Origin of the sequence: Methylorubrum aminovorans (genome assembly GCF_022179725.1) — a bacterium.
Lineage (GTDB): Bacteria > Pseudomonadota > Alphaproteobacteria > Rhizobiales > Beijerinckiaceae > Methylobacterium > Methylobacterium aminovorans.
Genome location: NZ_BPRC01000003.1, coordinates 1 through 18,539 on the forward strand (window position 1 = coordinate 1; position 18,539 = coordinate 18,539).

The following is an 18,539-nucleotide window of genomic DNA, read 5'->3' on the forward strand; positions in this document are numbered from 1 at the left end:
GCAGTTCCGCCGCGTCGCCACTCGCTACGAGAAGACCGCCCGCAACTACGCCGCCGTCGTCACGCTCGCCGCCATCGTCCTATGGCTCCGGTAACTGTCCACGCGACCTAGAACGAGGGCCTGTTACCGAGACACCGGCAGCGGTCGCCTTTCACCATTTCGCAGCGGCCGCTGCAGCATTCCCAGGCGCTGCGTCCGACCCAGCCGTAGGCCTGGCACGCGCTATCGATGTCGCGCGTCGTCATGAGCTTGGGCGACCGGCCGATCGCGGGCGTCGTGGAAAGGTTGCTTCCTATGATGACGGCGGGAAAGACGGCGTAGAGCGCGATCTTTCGCATGATGCATCCTCCGTAATGACGTGGATCGCCATCGGTCGATCTCTCGACGCGACGGACGACCTCTATCACGGGACGTGAGTACGGGATTTCCATCGGGACGGAATGGCGTCGCGTTCCGACGACCCCGACGCTCGGGACTGTCCGGCGTCCCGGCACCCGCCGGACGGAAGGGAACGGCGGCCCGCTGGCGCGGGCCCGATCCACCCTGCCTTGGGCGGCAGGAGGTGACGGAATCACCCCGTCGCCCCCGCCGGGCGGCGGCGCAAGGCGGTGAGGCCGGCGAGCAGCGGCGCCTCGACGAAGCGGTAGGCGTATTCGGCGACGAGGCAGGAGGCGAGCACGGCGAGGGCGGTCCAGAGGCCGCCGTACCCGCTGCCCGCCCCCACCGCTGCGAGGGCGAGAAAGACGATATCGAGCAGCAGGTTGTGCAGCAGGTAGAGGGAGTAGGAGCCGTTGCCCAGCGGCGACAGGCGGAGCACCGCCCGTGGGGTACGCCCCTGTCGCTCCTGAAGCGTCATGCCGAGCACCAGCAATGCGCTCGGGACGCCCCAGAGCAGCACCGTCGGGATCGCGGGGAAGCCGAGGACGGCCGATGCCAGGAAGCCGACGAGCGCCGCCGCGATCGCGGCGGGGGCGAGCAGGCGCGGCAGGGTGGCGGCGCGGGTCACGAGGACGGCGATCCACATCCCCGCCACGAATTCGAGCAGGAGCGTGCTGGTGATGACCTGGAGGGCGGCCCCGCGGCTCTCCAGGAGGCACCCGGCGACGACCGCGGCGAGCAGCAGCCCGGTCAGGACCTTGAGCGAGAGCCGGCGGCCCAGCGGCAGGCAGGCGCCGAAGCAGAGATAGAAGAGCAGCTCGTAGGAGAGGGTCCAGCCCGGACCGATGATCAGCGCCGAGGAGCCCGGCCAGAGCAGGAGCGCGCCGAGCGCCTCCCAGGGAGGGAGGGCGTGAGGCTTCAGGAACGCGGCATGGAAGGCGACGTAGAGGCCGCAATAGAGCCAGTAGACGGGAAAGATGCGCGCGAAGCGGCGGTAGAGGAAGCGGCCCGCAGCGGCGGCGTCCCGGCTGGAATGCCGAGTTGCGTGGACCATGATGAAGCCGCTGATGACGAAGAAGATGTGAACACCGCTCGCGCCGATTACCGAGAGATCGAGCCAGGCATCGTGCTCGGGTCCGAGGAAGCCCTGCGCCCGTGCGGCGATGCCGGCATGGTAGACGACGACCATCAGCGCGGCGGCGAAGCGCAGGAACTGGAGCGCCTGCACCTCCCCGTCCAGCGACGTACCTGCGCAGAGAGGACGGGAGGCGGCGACGCTCACGATAGTCTCCTTTCCCCGGCTCGATCCGGCCGGATGCTCCAACCTGTTTCGCCGCATCGCCCCTAAGGCCGGCGGCCACTTTTCGGAACGAGGCTCTAAGCTTCTGATTTTGCATCGTCTCTCTCCGAAAGCCGGCGCCCACCTTTCGGGACGATGCTCTCGCCGAGAAGACCGAGGCGCAGGGCGCGCCCGGTGCGGCGCAGCCCGTTCTTAAGGCCGCGCGCGGCGGAGACCGGCGCCGCCAGGGCGTCCATCCGGTCGAACCACTTGAGCGTTCCGATATCGGTGCGCGAGGCGCGCTGCTCGGCGAGCGGCGGCATCGCCGCGTAGGTCGCGAAGCCGCATTGGCGCCGGGCGATGTTGAGCGCCCCGTCGATCGGCATCCGCCCGCCCTGCGGGTGTCCGTGCGGGCGCATCAGGAACGCCTCCGCGGCTGCGACGAGCCGGGGTAGCGCCCGCCCGCTCACCGCGTAGCAATGCAGCCCGATGAACTCGACGAGGGGGGCGATCCGCACGAGTCCGGTCTCTGTCCAGTCGCGGCGCAGCTCGGGCAGCTGCATGTGGCCGGCGTAGAACACGTCCCACGCCTCTGGCAGCTCCGTGACCAGCCCGGCGCGGGCGGCGAAATCGGCGGCGAAGGCGACGTCGTCCTCGATGACGAGGAGCGAGCGCACCCCGAGGGCGGCGCGCCAGACCGCGAGATGGCTGAGATAGGCGCCGTGCTCGCCGACCGAATCGAAGCCGCCCGCCTCCGCCGGCCGGATCGCCGGAAAGAACGTTGCCGCGCGCAAATGCCCGATGCGGGCCAGCTCGCGCTCGGTCTCCCGGCGACGATCCGCACGGGAGGGCAGATTGACGACGACGACGCGCTCGAACCGCTCCAGCACCGCTGCCCCTCCCGCGTGTCCCTGCCGTGCCCGTCCCGAGGTGATCCCGGCGACGGCTGCCCCATGGAGGGCACGTTACCTGCGGCTTCTGTGCGGATGATCCGCCCGGTGGGAGGGGGCCGGTTCGGGAAAAAGGCGTAGCCGGCGGCCTCTGCGCGGCGATGCGCTTCTATCGCCCGAATCGATCGGGGCCGGAAGGCACTCGGGCAGCGAATCACGGGATCGACCGCTGTCGCGCACGCAACCTCTGCGAGAAGTGATTCGTGCCCGGATCCGTATCCGCGGGCAGGCTCGGTCCGCTTCGCCCGGTCCGCGGCGCGCCGGCGTGCCGGCCTCCCCTCCGCGTACCGCGCCGGCCGACGGCACCGGGCCTCGCGGGGGCGATAGCGGCACCCGTCCGCGACGGGGCGCGGTCTCCGGGAGGCAGCTCATTGACCTTGAGCTTGGTCAGGAACAGGCGGGAGGGCCGGACCCGTGCGGTCGGCGATCCCCTCGCGTCGGCGCCTCGGATGGCGTCACGGGCGACCCCGTTCGGCACACCCGACGCGATCTCGTCGCTTCTCGTGCAGATTTCGGACGTCACTCGTCCTGGAAGTACTTGTTCGTCAGATAGGCGACTTCGGTGCGGTTCTTCGCCTTAAGCTTCTTCATAATGTTGCGAACGTGAACCTTGACGGTGCTCTCGCACATATTGAGCTCGTAGGCGATGATCTTGTTGGGCGTGCCCTTCCGCAGGGCCCGGGCGACGCTGATCTGACGGGGCGAGAACACCTCGTCGTCCTTCTTCGTGCCCTGCGGCTTGGCGGAGCCGTTTGCGAGCGCCGTGAGCATGCAGGCGGCGGGCATGTAGACACCCCCCGCGCAGACGAGCCGGAACGCCTGCACGGCGACATCGAGGGAGCTGGTGGTCGGGATGTAGCCCTGCACGCCGAGCTGGAATATCCTGACGATAACCTCGGCGCTCTCCGTGTCCGACATCACCATCACCGAGGCGGTGTCGTTCCAGCCGCGCAGCTCTTCCAGATCGCGGGTGATGAAGGCGAGCTCCGCATCCGCCGTCTGCCCGCCGGGCAGGCAGAGGACGACGAGGGACGCCGCCGGATGCAGGCCGTCCTCCCGCCACCGCTGAAGGCTGGGATAGAGCGCGAAGGTCGCGGTCTTGTCCGTCCCCTTCAGGGAGGTGAGCAGGCACTGGCCGACCAGAGGACGATGGTCGATCAGGACGATCGTATGGCCGCCCGCCTCGGCCCGCACCATCTTGGACTCCACCAAGCCGGCGGCGGACGGGATCAACCCACCTTGGTCGACTTGTGCCTCAAAGGCGATATGCCGACCAGCCGGAGTCCCAACCCGAACGACATCCACGCTGTTCATTTTCCACCCCCCTTCAACAACTGGACGTTAACAAATCATGTTCAATCCGCGTCAGTCGAGGCGCCTTGTCGGTTCATCGTCAGATTGTATCCGGACGATGTAGCTTTGCATTAAAAAAACGTTAACGGATTTTTGCAGATCCTGTCAATCGAAACGGCTACTCCTTTCGGGTATCGGTAGAATCACATCGGTCTTTGCTGCGATCGCATCAAAAATCTAGTTCGTGAAAACTGTAAAGGAAAACTCGATGTCGAATGAATGCTTTTACCTCTGCTTTTCGGGAGAATGTTTTTCCACGGTCGGAATATACTTGGGTCTCCGGCTCGCCTCAGGGCTATGATTGCCGAGCCGATGTATTGATTTGATCAGCTTTCAGCCTGACTTAGCTGTTTGGTGGATGGGGTCGAATTTTAACAAAAATTGTCTAATATCATTTGGGTGTCCCGCGAAAAGCAAAGCGGTCTATTTTGATCGGTAATGTACTTGATTGTGTTGAATTTGAGTGGAAAAATATAATAAATCGACGATAAACCGAATTTCCAATTCGACAGTTAAATTGCTTAAGTAATCAGCGGGCGGAAGTTGAATTTCGGTCGTTAAAGTTCTCGTTGTCGAACTTGCCGCTCGATCCGGACCGCGAACCGACACCCGACCCGCGGATGAAAGCTCCCCCTAGGCCGTTGGATGATGGTCGCGCGGCCGAGGATCATCCGGCGTCATGGCCGGGGTAGAGATGGGGGGATCCCCACCCGTCCGAGGTGGTCTCGCCTACCTCCAAAGCGACTCGATCGATCCGAGGCTTGCCCCGGCGCCCGCGACGACAGACTGACGAACGTCAGGATTTTTCCGGTCGTGGAATTCATTGTCCGGAGTTGGTAAAAAGTTTCCCGGGGTTTCGATTTATCTTTTCCTTTATCCACGGTCGGGATGATTCGATTGGAGGCTGGATTGAACTCTCGCTTTCACTTTGACCTTGAGAACGGACGCGAGGCGATCCGCGACGAGGAGGGCGTTTGGGCGATCAATCTCGCCGCGGCGCTCGAGCAGGTGACCGCAGGCGTCGACGAGCTGCGCGCCGCAGGGGAATTCGAGGACATCGCCGATGGGTGGTTCCTCGTCGTCCGCGACGACGCGGGCGTGGTCAGGAAGTGCCTGCCGCTCTGAGCCCGTCGCAGGCCGCTCCGTCACCGGACGCCGTCCCGCGGGCGATACCGGTGCGGAGGGCCTAACGCGGGGGGGAGGGCGGCGGTCACCCGGGCCGGCAACGGCGGCGGGGAACGAGGATGGGGCCGCGCCGGCGTCGACGGCGCATCGGGGCGCATCGTGGTGGGGACCCGTCTCGGTGGGGACACGCCTCGGGGCCGGGGGAGGACCGTCCGCGCCCGGTTCGGGTTCGACCTCAGCCCTTGTACTCGATGATGACGGTGTCGCGCCGCCGGAGCCGGTCGAGGTGGAAGCGGGCGTAGCCCACCATCTGCGGCAGCTTGGCGAGCGCGCAGTGGACGCCGTAGGTCCAGGCCTCGCGGCCCGCGAAGCCGCGCCGCCTCAGCCCGCGCGCGACCCGCCAGGACAGGTGACCGTAGAGAGCCAGCCCCAGAACCGGCAGCAGCGGCGAGATCGGCATCGCCCCGACGAGGAGCGCCGGCACCGCCCCGCCCCAGACGAGGGTGCTCCGCACCTGGCGCTGGAAGTGCGGGACCGCGGACGCCTTGTGCCGGTCGTGCACCCGGGCGAAGGCGTAGCCGGAGCGCTCGGTGCGCTTCCACCATTGGCGCATCGACGTCATGGCGGCATCGTGCAGCGTCATGTCGATGTCGATCCGCTGGATCGTCCAGCCCTGCTGACGCATCCGCACGCACAGATCCTCGTCCTCCCCCGCGATCAGGGAGGAGTCGTAGGCGTCGACGGCGTCGAGGGCGGCGACGCGCACCAGGGCGTCGCCGCCGCAGGCGGTCGCCTGACCGACCGGCGTGTTCCACTCGATGTCGCACAGCAGGTTGTAGACCGATCCGTCCGGGTGCCGCTCGCGCCGCCGGCCCGCCACCGCGCCGCAGCGCGGGTCCGCCGCGAGCACGCGCAGGGCGGCGGGAATCCAGCCTTCGAGCACCTCGCAATCGCCGTCGACGAACTGGATGGCGACGGTCTCCGGGTGCCTCGCGCGCAGACGCGCGATCCCGGCGTTGCGCGCGCGCGCGGCGGTGAACGGCAGCGCCCGGTCGAGCTCCACCACCTCCGCCCCGACCGAGCGGGCATGGGCGCCGCTGCCGTCGGTCGAGCCCGAATCAACATAGACGACCGGCCAGGGCGTCCCCGCGAGGGAGGCGAGGCAGCGCTTGAGCCGCTCGCCCTCGTTGCGGCCGATGACCACGACGCCGAGGGGGGGCTCCGCCCCGGGGGCGATCGCTCGGCCGGCCGCCCCTGCGGACGGGCCAAGGGCGGGCGGGGCGAGCCGTGTCGCCGCGGTGATCGGGCGGGTCAAAGCAAAGCTCCGCGCAACTGCGGCAGGCCGTCGAAGGCGGTGCCGAGGGAGAAGGCTCCACGCGCCATCGTGGCGAGGAGAAGCGTCGCCAGGAGGACGGCGGTGGCGAGCAGATCGTGCGAGCCGAAACCGGTCCGCCGGCGCAGCTGGGCGCCGAGGAGGACCGTGTAGCGCACGACGTCGGCGGTCACGAGGATCGACAGGGCGCCGAGCATTCCGCCCGCGTCGAAGGCGAGCGGCAGACCGATCAGCAGGTAGGCGAGCTTGACCACGCTTGCGATGGTGCCCGCCTGCGGCAATCCGCGGCCGATCAGGACGTACTCGTTCGTGGTGCACAGGATCGTCGCCCAGCTGCCGAGCAGCAGCGGTGGCAGCATCGCGCCGGCCAGGGCATAGCGCGGATCGTAGATGACGCGGAGAAGGAGGTCTCCGCAGGCCGCCACACCGCCGATCCCGACCGCGGCCGTGAGGAGGAAGCCGAGGCGCATCGGTCCGATCTCGCGGCGCAGCCGGTCGTGCGGCACGTCGCCCGCCGCGGAGACGAGCGGAAAGACCATGGAATGGCCCAGGCGGCCGGCCAGGGCGGCCGGCAGGTCGGCCATGGTCCGGGCGATGCTGTAGATCCCCAGCAGGGCGAGCGGCGCGAGGCTGCCGATGTAGAGCCGGTCGATGTTGAGGCTGAAGAAGCCGACCATCGACCACAGGAAGATCCATTTGCCGAACCGGACGATCTCGCCGAGAGACCGACGCTCGAGGCGGAAGCGGTTGCGCGCCTCGGGCATCATGAAGCTGGCGGCGACCCGCAGCAGGGAGCTCAGGAGATTGCACAGCAGGATCGTCCAGACTGTCGGGCTCCACGAGACCAGCAGCAGCAGCACGACGGTACCGATGAAGTCCAGGATCAGGTCGAACAGCGTCAGCATCGGCAGCTTCAGGCGCCGCTGCAGCAGGTAGAGAGAGGTCGAGGTCGTGCCGGCCACCGCGAGCGTGAGCGCCCCGATCTGGATCGCGGCTTCGGGCGCGCCGTAGATCTCCGCCAGCGGCCCGGAGAAGAGGCAGCAGATCGCGAACAGGATCAGTCCCCGCAAGACCTGCAGCGTCCAGGCCGTATTGTAGAAGGCCGGTTCGTCCCCGCGCGAGTTGTTGACGATGTTCTGGCCGATGCCGATGTCGGACAGAAGCTCCGCGCCCGCCCGGATGACCATGATCACCGCGACCATGCCGAAGATCTCGGGCGCGATCAGGCGCGACAGGATGACGTTGGAGCCGAAGCGCAACGCGACGCTCGCCGCGTAGGTGCCGATCGTCCAGGCACTGCCGCTGAGGATCGCGCCGCGGGACAGCGTCAGGACGCCGCTCACGGGCGGTGCCCCGGCGCTGCGGAGCGGGGAAGGGCCGAGCGAGGGACCGCAGGGCACGAAGGCATGACGGAGGTCTCACGGCACGGACGCACGATCCACGTTCCCCTTGTCGGTTCGGGTCTCGAAGGTCACGGTCAGGCTAGAGGCGACCCATGCGCCGAGACATGCCGTCCTTCGCCGGAGCGGATCGGAGCGGATCGGCCGAACGGGGTAGGGCGCTACCTCCCGCGGATCGGCGAGAACCCCTGAATGGTGCTGGCCGGCGCCGTCCCGGCCCTCGCCTAGGCTCGCGTTACGGATCACCGGAACCACCCGACCTTGACCTCTGCGCTGCTTTTCGCCGTCGGCCTCGGCCTCCTCGTTCCGTTCACCCTGTGGGTACGCGGCGGCGACGTGCTGGATAAGCGGCTGTGGATCCTGTTCGGGCTGCTGCCCTTCCTGCAGCCCGCGCTGCCGCAGCTCGATTTCGCCATTCTGAGTTGGGGCGCAGACTGGCCGGGCGTGGTGAACGGGCTCGAGGTCACCGCCTTCGACCTGCTCGTCCTGGCGATCTATGTCGGCCTCACCAAGCCGCGGTTGCGCTCACCCTACTCGGCCGTCCTGGCACTCTATCTTGGCGCCGTCCTGCTCTCGCTGTTCCAGGCGGCGGAGCCGACGGCGGCCTTCTTCTATTTCTGGCAGGTCTGCCGGGTCGCGCTGCTGCTCGTCGTTGTCGCGCGGGCGAGCCGCGATCCAGACGTCGTGCGGCACATCCTGACGGGCATGGCGCTGGGCGTCGTCCTGGAATGCCTGACGACGCTGTTCCAGCGCTTCGGCCTCGGCATCGTGCAGACCAGCGGCACCTTCGCCCACCAGAACACGCTGGGCCTCGTCCTCCATCTCGCGGTGTTCCCGCAACTCGCGCTGCTGCTCGCCGGCCGCCGCGGCTGGACCACGCTGGTGGTGCCGCTCGCCGGCATCGCCGCCGTCGTGCTCACGACCTCCCGCGCCACCCTGCTCTATGCGGTCATCGGGCTCGCCCTGATCTACGTCCTGTCGAGCCTGCGCCGCTTCACCGTGCGCAAGGGCCTCGGCGGCGTGGGCGGCGCCCTCATCCTCCTGGCCTTCGTGCCGCTGGCGATGGCCTCGTTCGAGAAGCGCTTCGCGACCAATCCCCTCTACGAGCACGAATACGACGAGCGTGCCGCCTTCGAGCGCGCCGCGACGGCGATCCTGCTCGACAACCCGCTCGGAATCGGCGCCAACCACTACGTCTATGTCGCCAAGAATTTCGGATACTCGGACGGGGCCGGGGTGGCCGCCGCCGAGGGCAACCGCAACAATCTCGTCCACAACGCCTACCTGCTCGCCGCCTCCGAAACCGGCTGGCCCGGTCTCGCCGGGCTCGTCCTGCTCCTCGGCTATCCCCTGATCCAGGCGTTCCGCGTCGGCTGGCCGAGACGGACCGGACAGGACGGGGATCTGCTCATCGGGCTCGGCGTCGGCCTTCTCATGGTCTGCCTCCACTCGACGCTCGAATACATCCTGCTCCTGCGCGACAGCCTCTACCTCTTCGCCGTGGTTGCCGGGATGATCCTGGGCTTGGCGCACAGGGTCGAGCGCGAGGCGCCGATGCCGGAACGGAAGCCGACGCCTCTCCCGGCGGGACGTGCCCTCCTCGCTCCGGCCGAATGAGCCGGAGCCCGGTGACGCGAATCCCGGCGACATGACGGTCGGGGGCGCGGCCCCGCCTACCGCTTCGGGATGAGCGGGCCGCCCCCTCGACCGCAAAGGACAGGTTGTTCCGGCGTACCTGCACCGCCAGCATCCATCGACCGGCCCTCTCGCCGGTCCTCTCGCCGCGGATGGGACGATGCCGCTCGATACGACCCGCACGACCCTCGCCCGCGCGCCGCACCCGGGCGCGGCACTGGCCTTCGAGGGGCCCCCCGCGGGCGAGCCCGATCCGGCCGTCGCCGCGCCGCGTCCCGGCCTCTGCGGGCAGCGGGATGGCGGGCAGAGCGGCCCTGTCCCCGACAGCGTGCTTCTCGTCACCCATGTGCCGTTGCGGCGGATCTCCGGCCGGCTCTGCCTCGACGACCAGACCTGCGCCGGTCTGGAGCGCTGGGGCGAGTCCTTCTCCCAGGTCACCTTCACCGGGATCGATGCCGGCGAGGGACCTCCCGATCCCGCCGACGCCCAGGCCACCGCCGTCTGGCGCCCCGTGGCGGATCTCGCCTGCGCCTACCGTCTTTCGGTGATCGCCCTGCCCGAGGCCTACCGCCTCCTGCCCTTCGTCCTGCGTTACCGCGGCACGCGCCGACGGCTCGCCGAGGCGGTCCAGACGCGGCGCTATCTCTGCTTCACCCTTGGCTCCCTCACCGGTGACTGGGGTGGAATCGCAGCCCTGGAATCGATCCGCCAGGGCCGGCCCTACGCCGTCTGGTTCGACCGGGTGGAGCACGAGGTGATCCGCCGATCCTCCTCCGGGGCCCCATTGCGCCGACGCCTCAAGAACGCGCTCACCCTGCCGCTGACGGTCGGCTACCACCATCGCTTGATCGCCCGCAGCGCCCTCGGCCTGTTCCAGGGGCGGGACACGTTCGGCGGCTACGCGCCGCATGCCCGCCGCCCGTTCTGCGTCTACGACACGCACACGACTCAAGCCGACCGCATCCCGGAGGACGCGCTCGCGGGGAAGGAGCGGGCGCTCCTCGGCGGCGCACCGCTCAACCTCGTCTATGTCGGGCGCGCCAGCGCGATGAAGGGACCCTTCGACTGGCTGGAGACCCTGCGCCTCGCCCGGCAGGCGGGCCTGCGCTTCACCGCCACGTGGTGGGGCGACGGTCCGCTGCTCGGCGCCATGCGGTCGCGGGCGGCGGAACTCGGCCTCGCCGACTGCGTGGCCCTGCCGGGGTTCGAGGGCGACCGGGACCGGCTCCTCTCGGCGATGCGGGCGGCCCACCTGTTCCTGTTCTGCCATCTCACGCCGGAATCGCCCCGCTGCCTCATCGAGGCCCTGGTCTGCGGTGCGCCGCTGCTCGGCTATGCCAGCCCCTATTCCGAGGATCTGGTGGCGCGCGACGGGGGCGGGCACCTCTCGCCCATGGACGATCCCGCCGCACTGGCCGCGCGCCTCACCGCCCTCGACGGCGACCGCGCCGGCCTTACCGGCATGGTCCGGGCCGCCGCCCGCACCGGTGCCCGCTTCGACGAGGAGACCGTCTACCGCGAGCGGGCCGATCTGCTCCGGCGGTATCTGTGATCATGGCCGCTCTCCCCGCCAGCGGCGCCATCCGCCTCGGCCGTAGGCTCGGCCCGCTTCTGCTCGCGGGCCTGCTGCTCGGCGCGGCGCCGGCCGCGGAGCCGCCCCGCTCGGTGCCGGCCCCGGGCGGCGTCAGCGTGCACGAGGTCACGATCGCCGCCCCCGACATCCTGGCGGTCGAACTGCGCGATCCCGCCTTCGCGCCCGGCCGGATCCTCGCCCTCGATACCCCCCGCCCGGAAGCACCCGGCACCTGGGTCCGGCACGGGAATGCGTGGGGCCTGGTGATCGGGCCGGACCGCGCGCATCTGCGCCTCGCCGATGCGGGGCCGGGGACCTCTCTCGATCGGCGCGCCGTCGGTGCGGCGAAGGATTACGGCCGGATCGGCGGGCGGCAGGTACTCGCCGTCTACCGCAAGTCGATGCCCTACGATTCGGGGATCGTCCGCGACGAGGGCGGCGGGACCCGGGCCGGGGTGAGCTTCCGCCATCAGGTCTACCTGAAGCTCGACGGGCCGGTGACGCGGGGCAGCCACGCCATCACCTGGCCCGGCGATCTCCTGCCGCCCACGCCCTTCACCTACGACGACCGCACGACCCGGGCAATCGCCCTGCGGGGCACGCAGCTCGGCCACGCCCCGGCCGACACCGCAAAGACCGCCTACCTCGCCCTGTGGCTACCGGGCGGTCCCGCCGCCGGCGCCGTCGATTTCCGCCGCTACGGCCTGAACCGCTTCGTTGTGCTGGACGAGGACGGCCGGGCCGTCCATTCCGGCGAGATCCGCCTGCGCACCGCGCCGGACACCCCCGAACCCGGCAACGGCCTCGCCAAGCCGCTGCCCGACAGCCTCGATGTCGGCGGGCTGCGCCGTCCGCTCGACGGCTTCCGGGCCAGGGACGGCGTGGTTTCCGCCCGCGGCCACGGCCTGCGGGAGGGCGAGCGCGTCGCCCTGGATCGCCTCGGCGGCGAGCGGGTGCCGTTCTTCGTCACCGTCAAGGCGCCGACCCGCGACGGCTTCGTCGCGGCCCTTCCGGATCGGCCCCTGCCCGAAGCCGATCGGAGCGGCGGCAGCCTCCTTCCGGCCCATCCAACAAACCGGGCCGCGACCTTCGTGTTCGAGCTCGACTACACCGCCTGGCGCCCGCGCCGGCCGGGTCCCTACCGGCTCTACGTGCCGGGGCTCGGCGTCTCCGATCCCTTCCCAGTCGCCGACACGGTCTGGCTCGACGCGGCGCGGGTGGCGATCGGAGGACTGTACAACCATCGCAGCGGCATCGCCCTCGACGGTCGGTTCGGCTTCCACCGCCCCGCCGCCTTCCGCCCGGGTCCCGACCGGCCGGTGCGCCTGAGCCGGCTGCCGCTGGCATGGTCCGTCGAGGGCGTCGAGGGCTTCGTGTCCCCCGAGAAGGCGCTCGAGCCGGCGTGGCTCACCGGCCGCGACGCCCCGGCGACCTATTGGGGCGGATACATGGATGCGGGCGACTGGGACCGGCGGATTCAGCATGTCGACGTGGCCAGCCTCCTCCTCGAACTGTTCGAGGGGCTGCCGCCGCATCTGCGCAACGCCGATTTCGGCCTGCCGCGATCGAGCGAGGTGCTCGACGATCCGGTCTACGCCGCCACCGACGCCCTGCCCAACCTCCTGCACGAGCCGATCTGGCTGCTCGATTTCTTCCGCCGCCTCCAGGCGCCCCACGGGGGCGTCAGCGGCGGCATCGAGAGCGGGGGAGGTCCGCTGCTGGGAGAGCCGAGCTTCCTCGAACATCAGGCGGTCTTCGCCTACGCTCCCGACCCGATAGCGAGCTACCGCTACGCGGGGGCCGCCGCCGGGCTCGCGCGGGTCCTGCGCGGCCTCGGCCAGGAGGCGCCGGCCGCCCTGTTCCGGGAGAGCGCGCTGCGGGCCTGGCGCTGGGCCGAGGCCGGCGGCGCCGATCCGGAGGCCGCCTATGCCGAGGCACTGGCCGCGGGCCGCGAGACCGGGCTCTTCTCGGCCATCCCCTGGGAGACGCGGCGGGCGACGCTGCAGCGGATCACCGGCCCGGTCCGAATCGCGGCCGCCGCCGCCCTGTTCCGGCTCGGCGAAGGGCGCGCCTTCGGACAGGTCTTCGAGCAGGCCTGGGGCGGCGGATTCGGCATCGCCGAGCGCCGGGCCGACGCGGCCTGGGACTACGCCGCGGCGCCCGAGGCCGATGCGCGGATCCGCGGGCAGATCGAGGCCGCCCTCGTCCGCGAGGCGACCGGCTTCGCCGCCGCCCAGCGCGCGCTCAGCTATCCCAGCATGAAACACCCCTACGCGCCGGCCGGATGGGGCCAGGGCGGCGCACCCGACGAGGCGATGACGCGCCTGTTCGTCCGCGCCCACCGGCTGAGCCGCCACCCGGAGCTGCTGCGGGTGATGGAGCAGACCGCACAGGGCCTGCTCGGCGCCAACCAGCTCGGCCTGAGTCTCACCACCGGCCTCGGCATCCGCCGGGTCCGGCACCCCCTGCACGAGGATCACCGCGCCATGGGCGTGCCGGTGCCGCCCGGCATCACGATCTACGGCTTCGGACCCCAGGCGACCTTCTCCCCGGACTGGCTGTTCGGCCCCACCTGGGCGATCTTTCCCGAGGACGAGCCCGGCGTGCCGGCGGAGCGGCGCATCGAGCCCACCCGCTTCGCCATGCCCTACTTCGAGGGTCTGATCGAGCACCCGCTGATGGTGATGCAGCAGGAATACACTGTGCATCAGAGCATCGGCACCACGGCTGCCCTCTGGCTCCACCTCGCGGCGCAGAGCGGGCGCCCGACCCCGCCCCGCGATCCCGGTCCGATGCCGACGGCGATCACGTCCGGAGGACGATGAGAGCGCCGCGGGGCCGGAGCCCTGCCGGATACGCGATTCCTATCGCCGGACCGTACGCCGCTCAGTGGCCCGGCCGCCCGCCCTCGGCGCGAGCCGGATCGGGGCCGCGCTCATCGGCGAACTTGCGTCGAAATCGGACAGTGACCCGAACTGCGACAGCTTGTGGTGATAGGCGAAGGACCACCGGCGGTCGGAGGTCTGCGCCGCCCGCCCGCGCAACGCGTCGATGAAGCGGTTGAACGCATCCCGTTGCTGGTCGATGAACCCGATCGTCACGCTGCGCACGTAGTCCGGCGGCAGGTTCGGCGCCTTCATGGCGGCGACGCCGTCCTGAACGGCCCGGGGGGCATCGACGATCAGGCACGTGTCCGGATGGAAGAACGCGTCGCGCCCGCCCGCGCTTGGCGTCGAGACGACCGGCAATCCGGCCAGAAGGTACTCGGCGCTGGCGTACATGGCCCCTTCGACCTTGGAGAGGCACAATCCGACATGGGCTCCGGCGAGGGCGCGGTTGACCTGAAGGTGGTCCATCAGGCGCACGTCGCCGTCCGCGATGTCGTTGAGGACGGTGTGCCCCCGCGGCAGCTCGCCCAGGAACTTCGCGATGCTGGCCCGCTTGTGCTCGGCCGGGAAGTGACTGAACAGCTTCGTGATGTAGGCGCAGCTCGGGATCGTGCGTGCCAAGTAATGGCGTTTGAACGGTGCAAGCTGCGCGTTGTAGATCGCGTCGTAACTGCGTTCGATGTCGGGCCGCGGATGATACATGCTCTCATCGATGAACATGTTCTGGGGTATGTACCTGGCCTCGACGCCGAGGCGACAGAGAAGCTTCCGCTCCGACTCCGTGTTGGCCATGACGACGACCCGAAGGCTCGGATGGGCGCGCATCAGCCGCCGTTACTGGATCGCGAACGACAGCGCGAAGGTGGGCCGTTCGAGACTCATCGTGACGGGTTGAAGGAAGATCAGACGTTCGTCGGGGAAGCGCGCCGCGAAGTGATAGATCAATCCGAAGGGCCAGGGCCGGGGCTGGAAGCACAAGATGCCCGGGGATGTCTCGAGTATAGACCCTGCGACCTGCAATGACGGCGGCAAAGGTCGGGGCGCACCCTGGAACAGGCCGCGCAATCCGCTCAACTGGCTGATAAAGGGCGTGCTCGAAAGGAACGGAAATCGGAGAGAATGCATCTCGGTCGTCATCTCGCCCCGGTGCGTCGGTGTAGGTTCAGACTTCACCGAACGCGATCCGAGACGGTCAGGCCCGGCCGGTGGCCGGCACCGTCAGGCCTGATGGGGCCGATATCGGCTTATCGCCGCGATGGCATGCAGGCTTTTCACTTCTGAGCCCGCCTCAGGCTTGTCCCCGGCCGCTTGCGCGCCATAGGAAGGCGGCGGCCGGCGAGCCGGTGCGGCGGAAGGCGGCGACGTCGACCCGATTGAGCACGGCGCCCAGGAGCTTCTCCCGGATCAGCCCCGCCTGGGCGAGGCCGAGGCGCAGGTGCTCGGACTCGACCTGCCGCCAGCCCGCGACGAGGACGACGCCGCTCACGTACTGCGCCGCCGCCCGCGCCTCGGCGACGCGGGCGAGGGGAGGGAGGTCGCAGATCACGGTGTCGTAGTCGCGGCCCGCCGCGGCGAGGAGGCCGCGCATGGCCTCGGTCCAGACCGGCGCCGCCCGCGGCGCATCGGTGCGGCCGAAAGGCAGGAAGTGCATCCCGTCGGCGGGATCGACCTGGACCGCCCCGGCGCTCAGCCCGCCGGCCGCGAGGCACTCGACCAGTCCGTCCTGGGGCCGGCGCAGCAGGCGCCGGGTCAGGCCGGGATCGGCGCCGTTGCCGTCGATCAGCAGCACGCGCTCGCCCCGGGACGCGAGGAGGTGGGCGAGGTTGAGGGCGACGGTGGAGGTCCCTTCGCCGGCAAACGCCGCGGTGACGCCGATGCAGCGGGGCGCGCGGGGGGCGAGACCGAGATCGATCGCGACCTTGGCGTGACTCAGGGTCTGGGCGAAGGTCGAGGCGGCATGGGTCGCCGCGTAGTCCGCGATCGAGAGCGGCCGCAGGGGCGTTCCCCTCCGACGGAGGCGCTCGCGCCAGCGCGCCAGCAGCCCGGCGCCCCGCAGGCGCGGGACGATGCCGAGGCACTGGGTACCGCTCGCCCGCACCAGCTGCTCGGGACACTGCAGCGTCCGGTCGAACATCTGCCGCAGCAGCGCGTAGGTCACGCCGAGGCTGCAACCCGCGAGCGCCGCGAGCGCGATGATGAGAACGCCGCGCGGGTTGCTCTTATCTGTGGGAGGCGCCGCCTGGGCGATGACGCGCGTCTTCGGCCCGACGTCGCGCAGGCGCTCGCGCAGCCAGATGCTCGCCGACTGGGCCGCCTCGATCCGGGCCGCGACTTGATCGTCGATATAGGCGCGGGCGACCTCGTTGGCGATCCGGGCCGCCCGTTCCGGGTCGAGGGCGGCGGCGCGGATCATCACGATGTTGCTCATGCCGATGCGGTCGACGTTGTAGTTCGCCTGAAGCTCGCGCATCGCCGTGCGGCGGGCCCCGTCCGGATCGCTGGCCTCCCCGGCCGCGACGGGCCGCAGCGCCTCGGCGGCGTCGCGCAGGATCGCGTCGAGCGGCGTCTCGGTCCCGCCTTCCGGCGTCGCCGTCGCGAGCGCGCCGATCCGGGCCGCGGCCTCCTCGCGCAGGCGCTGCAGCAGGCCCGGCGACGGGGCCTCCGAGCCCTCGCTCGAGCGGAGGCGGTCGGCCACGGCGAGCGCGATCTTCTCCGAGCGCATGATCTGCATCTGCGTCTCGAGGAAGGAGGGATCGGGCAGGGACTCGGCGAAGAGCGCGTCGTCGCGGCTGAAGGTCAGCTTCAGGTTCGTCAGCAGGAGATGGGTATGCGCCGTGTAGGTCACCGGCCGCATGACAACATAGAGCGCCGCCAGGGCGGCCGCGAGCAGCATCAGCTTGACGATGAAGCTCAGGCGGCGGCGGATGGCCGACAGCATCCAGCGCCAGTCGATGATCTCCTCCTCGTAGCCCAGGAGGAGCGCGTTGCCGACGAGGTTGGCCGGAGTGCCCTTGACGTGCAGCATGGGTGTCGACTCTCAAGTACGGTCCCGGCTCCGCGCGGGAATTTCCGCGGGGCAAGCCGGGTGACAGGCGCCGGGCCGATCGGGAGCCCGATCAGGGGACGGCATCGGTGGCGAGGTTGACCTTCACCCGCGCCTGCTCGGCGAGGCGCGCGGCGGTGCCGAGCCCCTGGGAGGCAGCGCCCTGGGCCAGGCCCTGCGCCGTCTCGCGGCGCACCAGCTGCACCTTGAGGATGTCGCCGGGCAGCACGGGCGTGGTCTCCTGCGCCTCGAACTCGCGGGTCTCGCCGCCCTCCACCCGGACGATGGCGAAGGCGAACTGCGTGGGCGCGTCGCGCTCGCTGATGGCGCTCTCGCCCGCCTGGTTCGCGCTCTCGCGCATCAGCCGCTCGGCCCCGGCGATCCGTCCGTCGGTGTCGTGGAGGAGCGCCTGAGCCTCGAGGAGGTCGCGCACCGCCGCCACCGCGCGCTCGTCGCGCACCGTCGCGGCGGTCCGCTCGGCGGTGTTGATGTTCTGGCGCGCCCGCAGGGCCTGAGCGTCGAGTTCCTTCTGCTCGCGCTCGATCTGCGCCAGCGTGCGCTCCAGCGGCAGGATGCGCGAGGTCGGCGTCAGGCCCCGCCCCATCAGGTCGCGCACCTCGGCGAGTTCGCGCAGGACCGACTGGCGCAGCTTCTCGGCGGCCTCGCGCTGTCCCTTGAGGTTGACGATCTCCTCCTGATGGAGCGTCGCCGATTGCTGCAGGGCGCGCAGCTCGTTGAGCTGATGGGCGCGCAGGGCGCCGTACATCCGCTGCTCGCTGCCCGCCACGCCGGGCACCCCCTCGGGCGCCGCGGCGGCGCCGGCCGGGAGCGTGCCCTGCTTCTCCAGCCCGGCGATCTCGGCCTTCAGCCGGGCCTCGCGGGCGAGAAGCTCCCGCCGCTTCTGCCTCAGGATCGGCAGCTCGGCATCCGCCTTGAGACGCTCGAAGACGATGGGCCAGCTGTTCGCCGTCTCCGGCCGCCGGTAGGCGCCGCCGGCGATGCTGACCGCGTTGAGCACCAGCATACCCGGCCGGTAGGTGTACTCCCCCGAGCGCTCGACGCCGCCGATCACGTAGAAGGGCCGGTACTGGGCGATGCCGACGGCGGTGTCCGGCGGCTCCGTCAGGCCGGCGCGGGCCTTGAGGCGGGTCGAGATCTCCTGGGCGAGGTCCGCGGGCTGGAGGCCGGTGACCGAGACCTGGCCGATCAGCGGCAGCGACAGCGTCCCGTCGGCGCCGACCGTGAATTCGCCGGTCAGCGCCGGCCACTCGTAGACGTGGATGCGCAGCCGGTCCTGCGCGCCGAGCCGGTACTGCACCGCCTCGGCGGCGGCCCGCGGGCTCGCCCCGAGCAGGCACAGGCCGAGGAGCAGGGCCGCGCCCAGGCGCTTCGGTGGGGAGAGGGCGAGAAGAGCAGTCATGGCCATCCCGTCGATGCCGTTCGCTGAAGGATCGCGCCGCAAAATCAGGCCGAACGATCCTAGGTGCGCCCGCGAAGGCGAGGCGACTTAACCATTCGTGGGCCGGGGCGCGCGGGCCGGATGACGTCCGGCTGAACGCCTCGGCCGAATGCGCCGAAGGCT

Annotated in this window: 14 protein-coding genes and 1 pseudogene; 5 read left to right on the plus strand and 10 right to left on the minus strand. The window is 70.2% G+C overall.

The window, feature by feature from the left end; genetic code table 11:
* Window positions 1-94, plus strand: a pseudogene (locus tag MFF24_RS06485) (IS5/IS1182 family transposase); the annotation flags it as partial.
* Between the two features lie 13 nt (window positions 95-107).
* Here MFF24_RS06485 and MFF24_RS06490 read toward each other — a convergent pair.
* The 4 genes from MFF24_RS06490 to MFF24_RS06505 form a co-directional block, all read right to left on the minus strand.
* A complete protein-coding gene (locus tag MFF24_RS06490) occupies window positions 108-338 on the minus strand; it encodes a hypothetical protein (RefSeq protein ID WP_238223339.1) in 231 nt (76 codons plus the stop codon).
* Window positions 339-571: 233 nt separating this feature from the next.
* The gene (locus MFF24_RS06495; RefSeq protein WP_238223341.1) at window positions 572-1,660 is read right to left on the minus strand and encodes an acyltransferase family protein; all 1,089 of its coding nucleotides are present in this window, start codon (window positions 1,658-1,660) and stop codon (window positions 572-574) included.
* Between the two features lie 95 nt (window positions 1,661-1,755).
* Complete coding sequence (locus MFF24_RS06500) at window positions 1,756-2,547, minus strand: glycosyltransferase family protein (protein ID WP_238223343.1); 792 nt, start codon at window positions 2,545-2,547, stop codon at window positions 1,756-1,758.
* A 579-nt stretch (window positions 2,548-3,126) separates the two neighbouring features.
* Window positions 3,127-3,804 carry a LuxR C-terminal-related transcriptional regulator gene (locus MFF24_RS06505; protein ID WP_238223345.1) on the minus strand — a complete coding sequence of 226 codons (678 nt, stop codon included), beginning with the start codon at window positions 3,802-3,804 and terminating at the stop codon, window positions 3,127-3,129.
* Window positions 3,805-4,869: 1,065 nt separating this feature from the next.
* Between MFF24_RS06505 and MFF24_RS06510 the strand changes: the two genes are divergently transcribed.
* The gene (locus MFF24_RS06510) at window positions 4,870-5,085 is read left to right on the plus strand and encodes a DUF6894 family protein (protein WP_152276946.1); all 216 of its coding nucleotides are present in this window, start codon (window positions 4,870-4,872) and stop codon (window positions 5,083-5,085) included.
* Window positions 5,086-5,320: 235 nt separating this feature from the next.
* On the opposite strand, the gene MFF24_RS06515 is transcribed toward MFF24_RS06510, so the two are convergent.
* Together MFF24_RS06515 and MFF24_RS06520 are read right to left on the minus strand one after the other, a co-directional pair.
* The gene (locus MFF24_RS06515; protein ID WP_238223346.1) at window positions 5,321-6,400 is read right to left on the minus strand and encodes a glycosyltransferase family 2 protein; all 1,080 of its coding nucleotides are present in this window, start codon (window positions 6,398-6,400) and stop codon (window positions 5,321-5,323) included.
* Window positions 6,397-7,761 (minus strand): oligosaccharide flippase family protein, encoded by a 1,365-nt coding sequence (locus tag MFF24_RS06520; RefSeq protein ID WP_193316414.1) that lies wholly within the window; start codon window positions 7,759-7,761, stop codon window positions 6,397-6,399. Before MFF24_RS06520 ends, MFF24_RS06515 begins: the two co-directional genes overlap by 4 nt.
* A gap of 318 nt (window positions 7,762-8,079) precedes the next feature.
* Here MFF24_RS06520 and MFF24_RS06525 point away from each other — a divergent pair, with 318 nt between their 5' ends.
* From MFF24_RS06525 to MFF24_RS06535, 3 genes are all read left to right on the plus strand, one after another.
* Window positions 8,080-9,435, plus strand: a complete 1,356-nt coding sequence (locus tag MFF24_RS06525) for an O-antigen ligase family protein (RefSeq protein WP_238223348.1) — start codon at window positions 8,080-8,082, stop codon at window positions 9,433-9,435.
* Between the two features lie 178 nt (window positions 9,436-9,613).
* Window positions 9,614-11,005 carry a glycosyltransferase gene (locus tag MFF24_RS06530; RefSeq protein WP_238223349.1) on the plus strand — a complete coding sequence of 464 codons (1,392 nt, stop codon included), beginning with the start codon at window positions 9,614-9,616 and terminating at the stop codon, window positions 11,003-11,005.
* A gap of 2 nt (window positions 11,006-11,007) precedes the next feature.
* Window positions 11,008-13,851, plus strand: coding sequence for a glycoside hydrolase family 9 protein (locus tag MFF24_RS06535; RefSeq protein WP_238223351.1), 2,844 nt, complete (start codon window positions 11,008-11,010; stop codon window positions 13,849-13,851).
* 39 nt (window positions 13,852-13,890) lie between these two features.
* Here MFF24_RS06535 and MFF24_RS06540 read toward each other — a convergent pair whose 3' ends face one another.
* From MFF24_RS06540 to MFF24_RS06555, 4 genes are all read right to left on the minus strand, one after another.
* Window positions 13,891-14,706, minus strand: coding sequence for a hypothetical protein (locus MFF24_RS06540; protein WP_238223353.1), 816 nt, complete (start codon window positions 14,704-14,706; stop codon window positions 13,891-13,893).
* Between the two features lie 42 nt (window positions 14,707-14,748).
* A complete protein-coding gene (locus MFF24_RS06545) occupies window positions 14,749-15,051 on the minus strand; it encodes a hypothetical protein (RefSeq protein ID WP_238223355.1) in 303 nt (100 codons plus the stop codon).
* Between the two features lie 151 nt (window positions 15,052-15,202).
* Window positions 15,203-16,939: a Wzz/FepE/Etk N-terminal domain-containing protein gene (locus MFF24_RS06550; protein ID WP_238223357.1), complete on the minus strand. Its 1,737-nt coding sequence runs from the start codon at window positions 16,937-16,939 to the stop codon at window positions 15,203-15,205.
* 91 nt (window positions 16,940-17,030) lie between these two features.
* Entirely contained in the window at window positions 17,031-18,377 is a 1,347-nt protein-coding gene (locus MFF24_RS06555) for a polysaccharide biosynthesis/export family protein (protein WP_238223359.1), read from the minus strand.
* Between the last annotated feature and the right edge of the window lie 162 nt (window positions 18,378-18,539).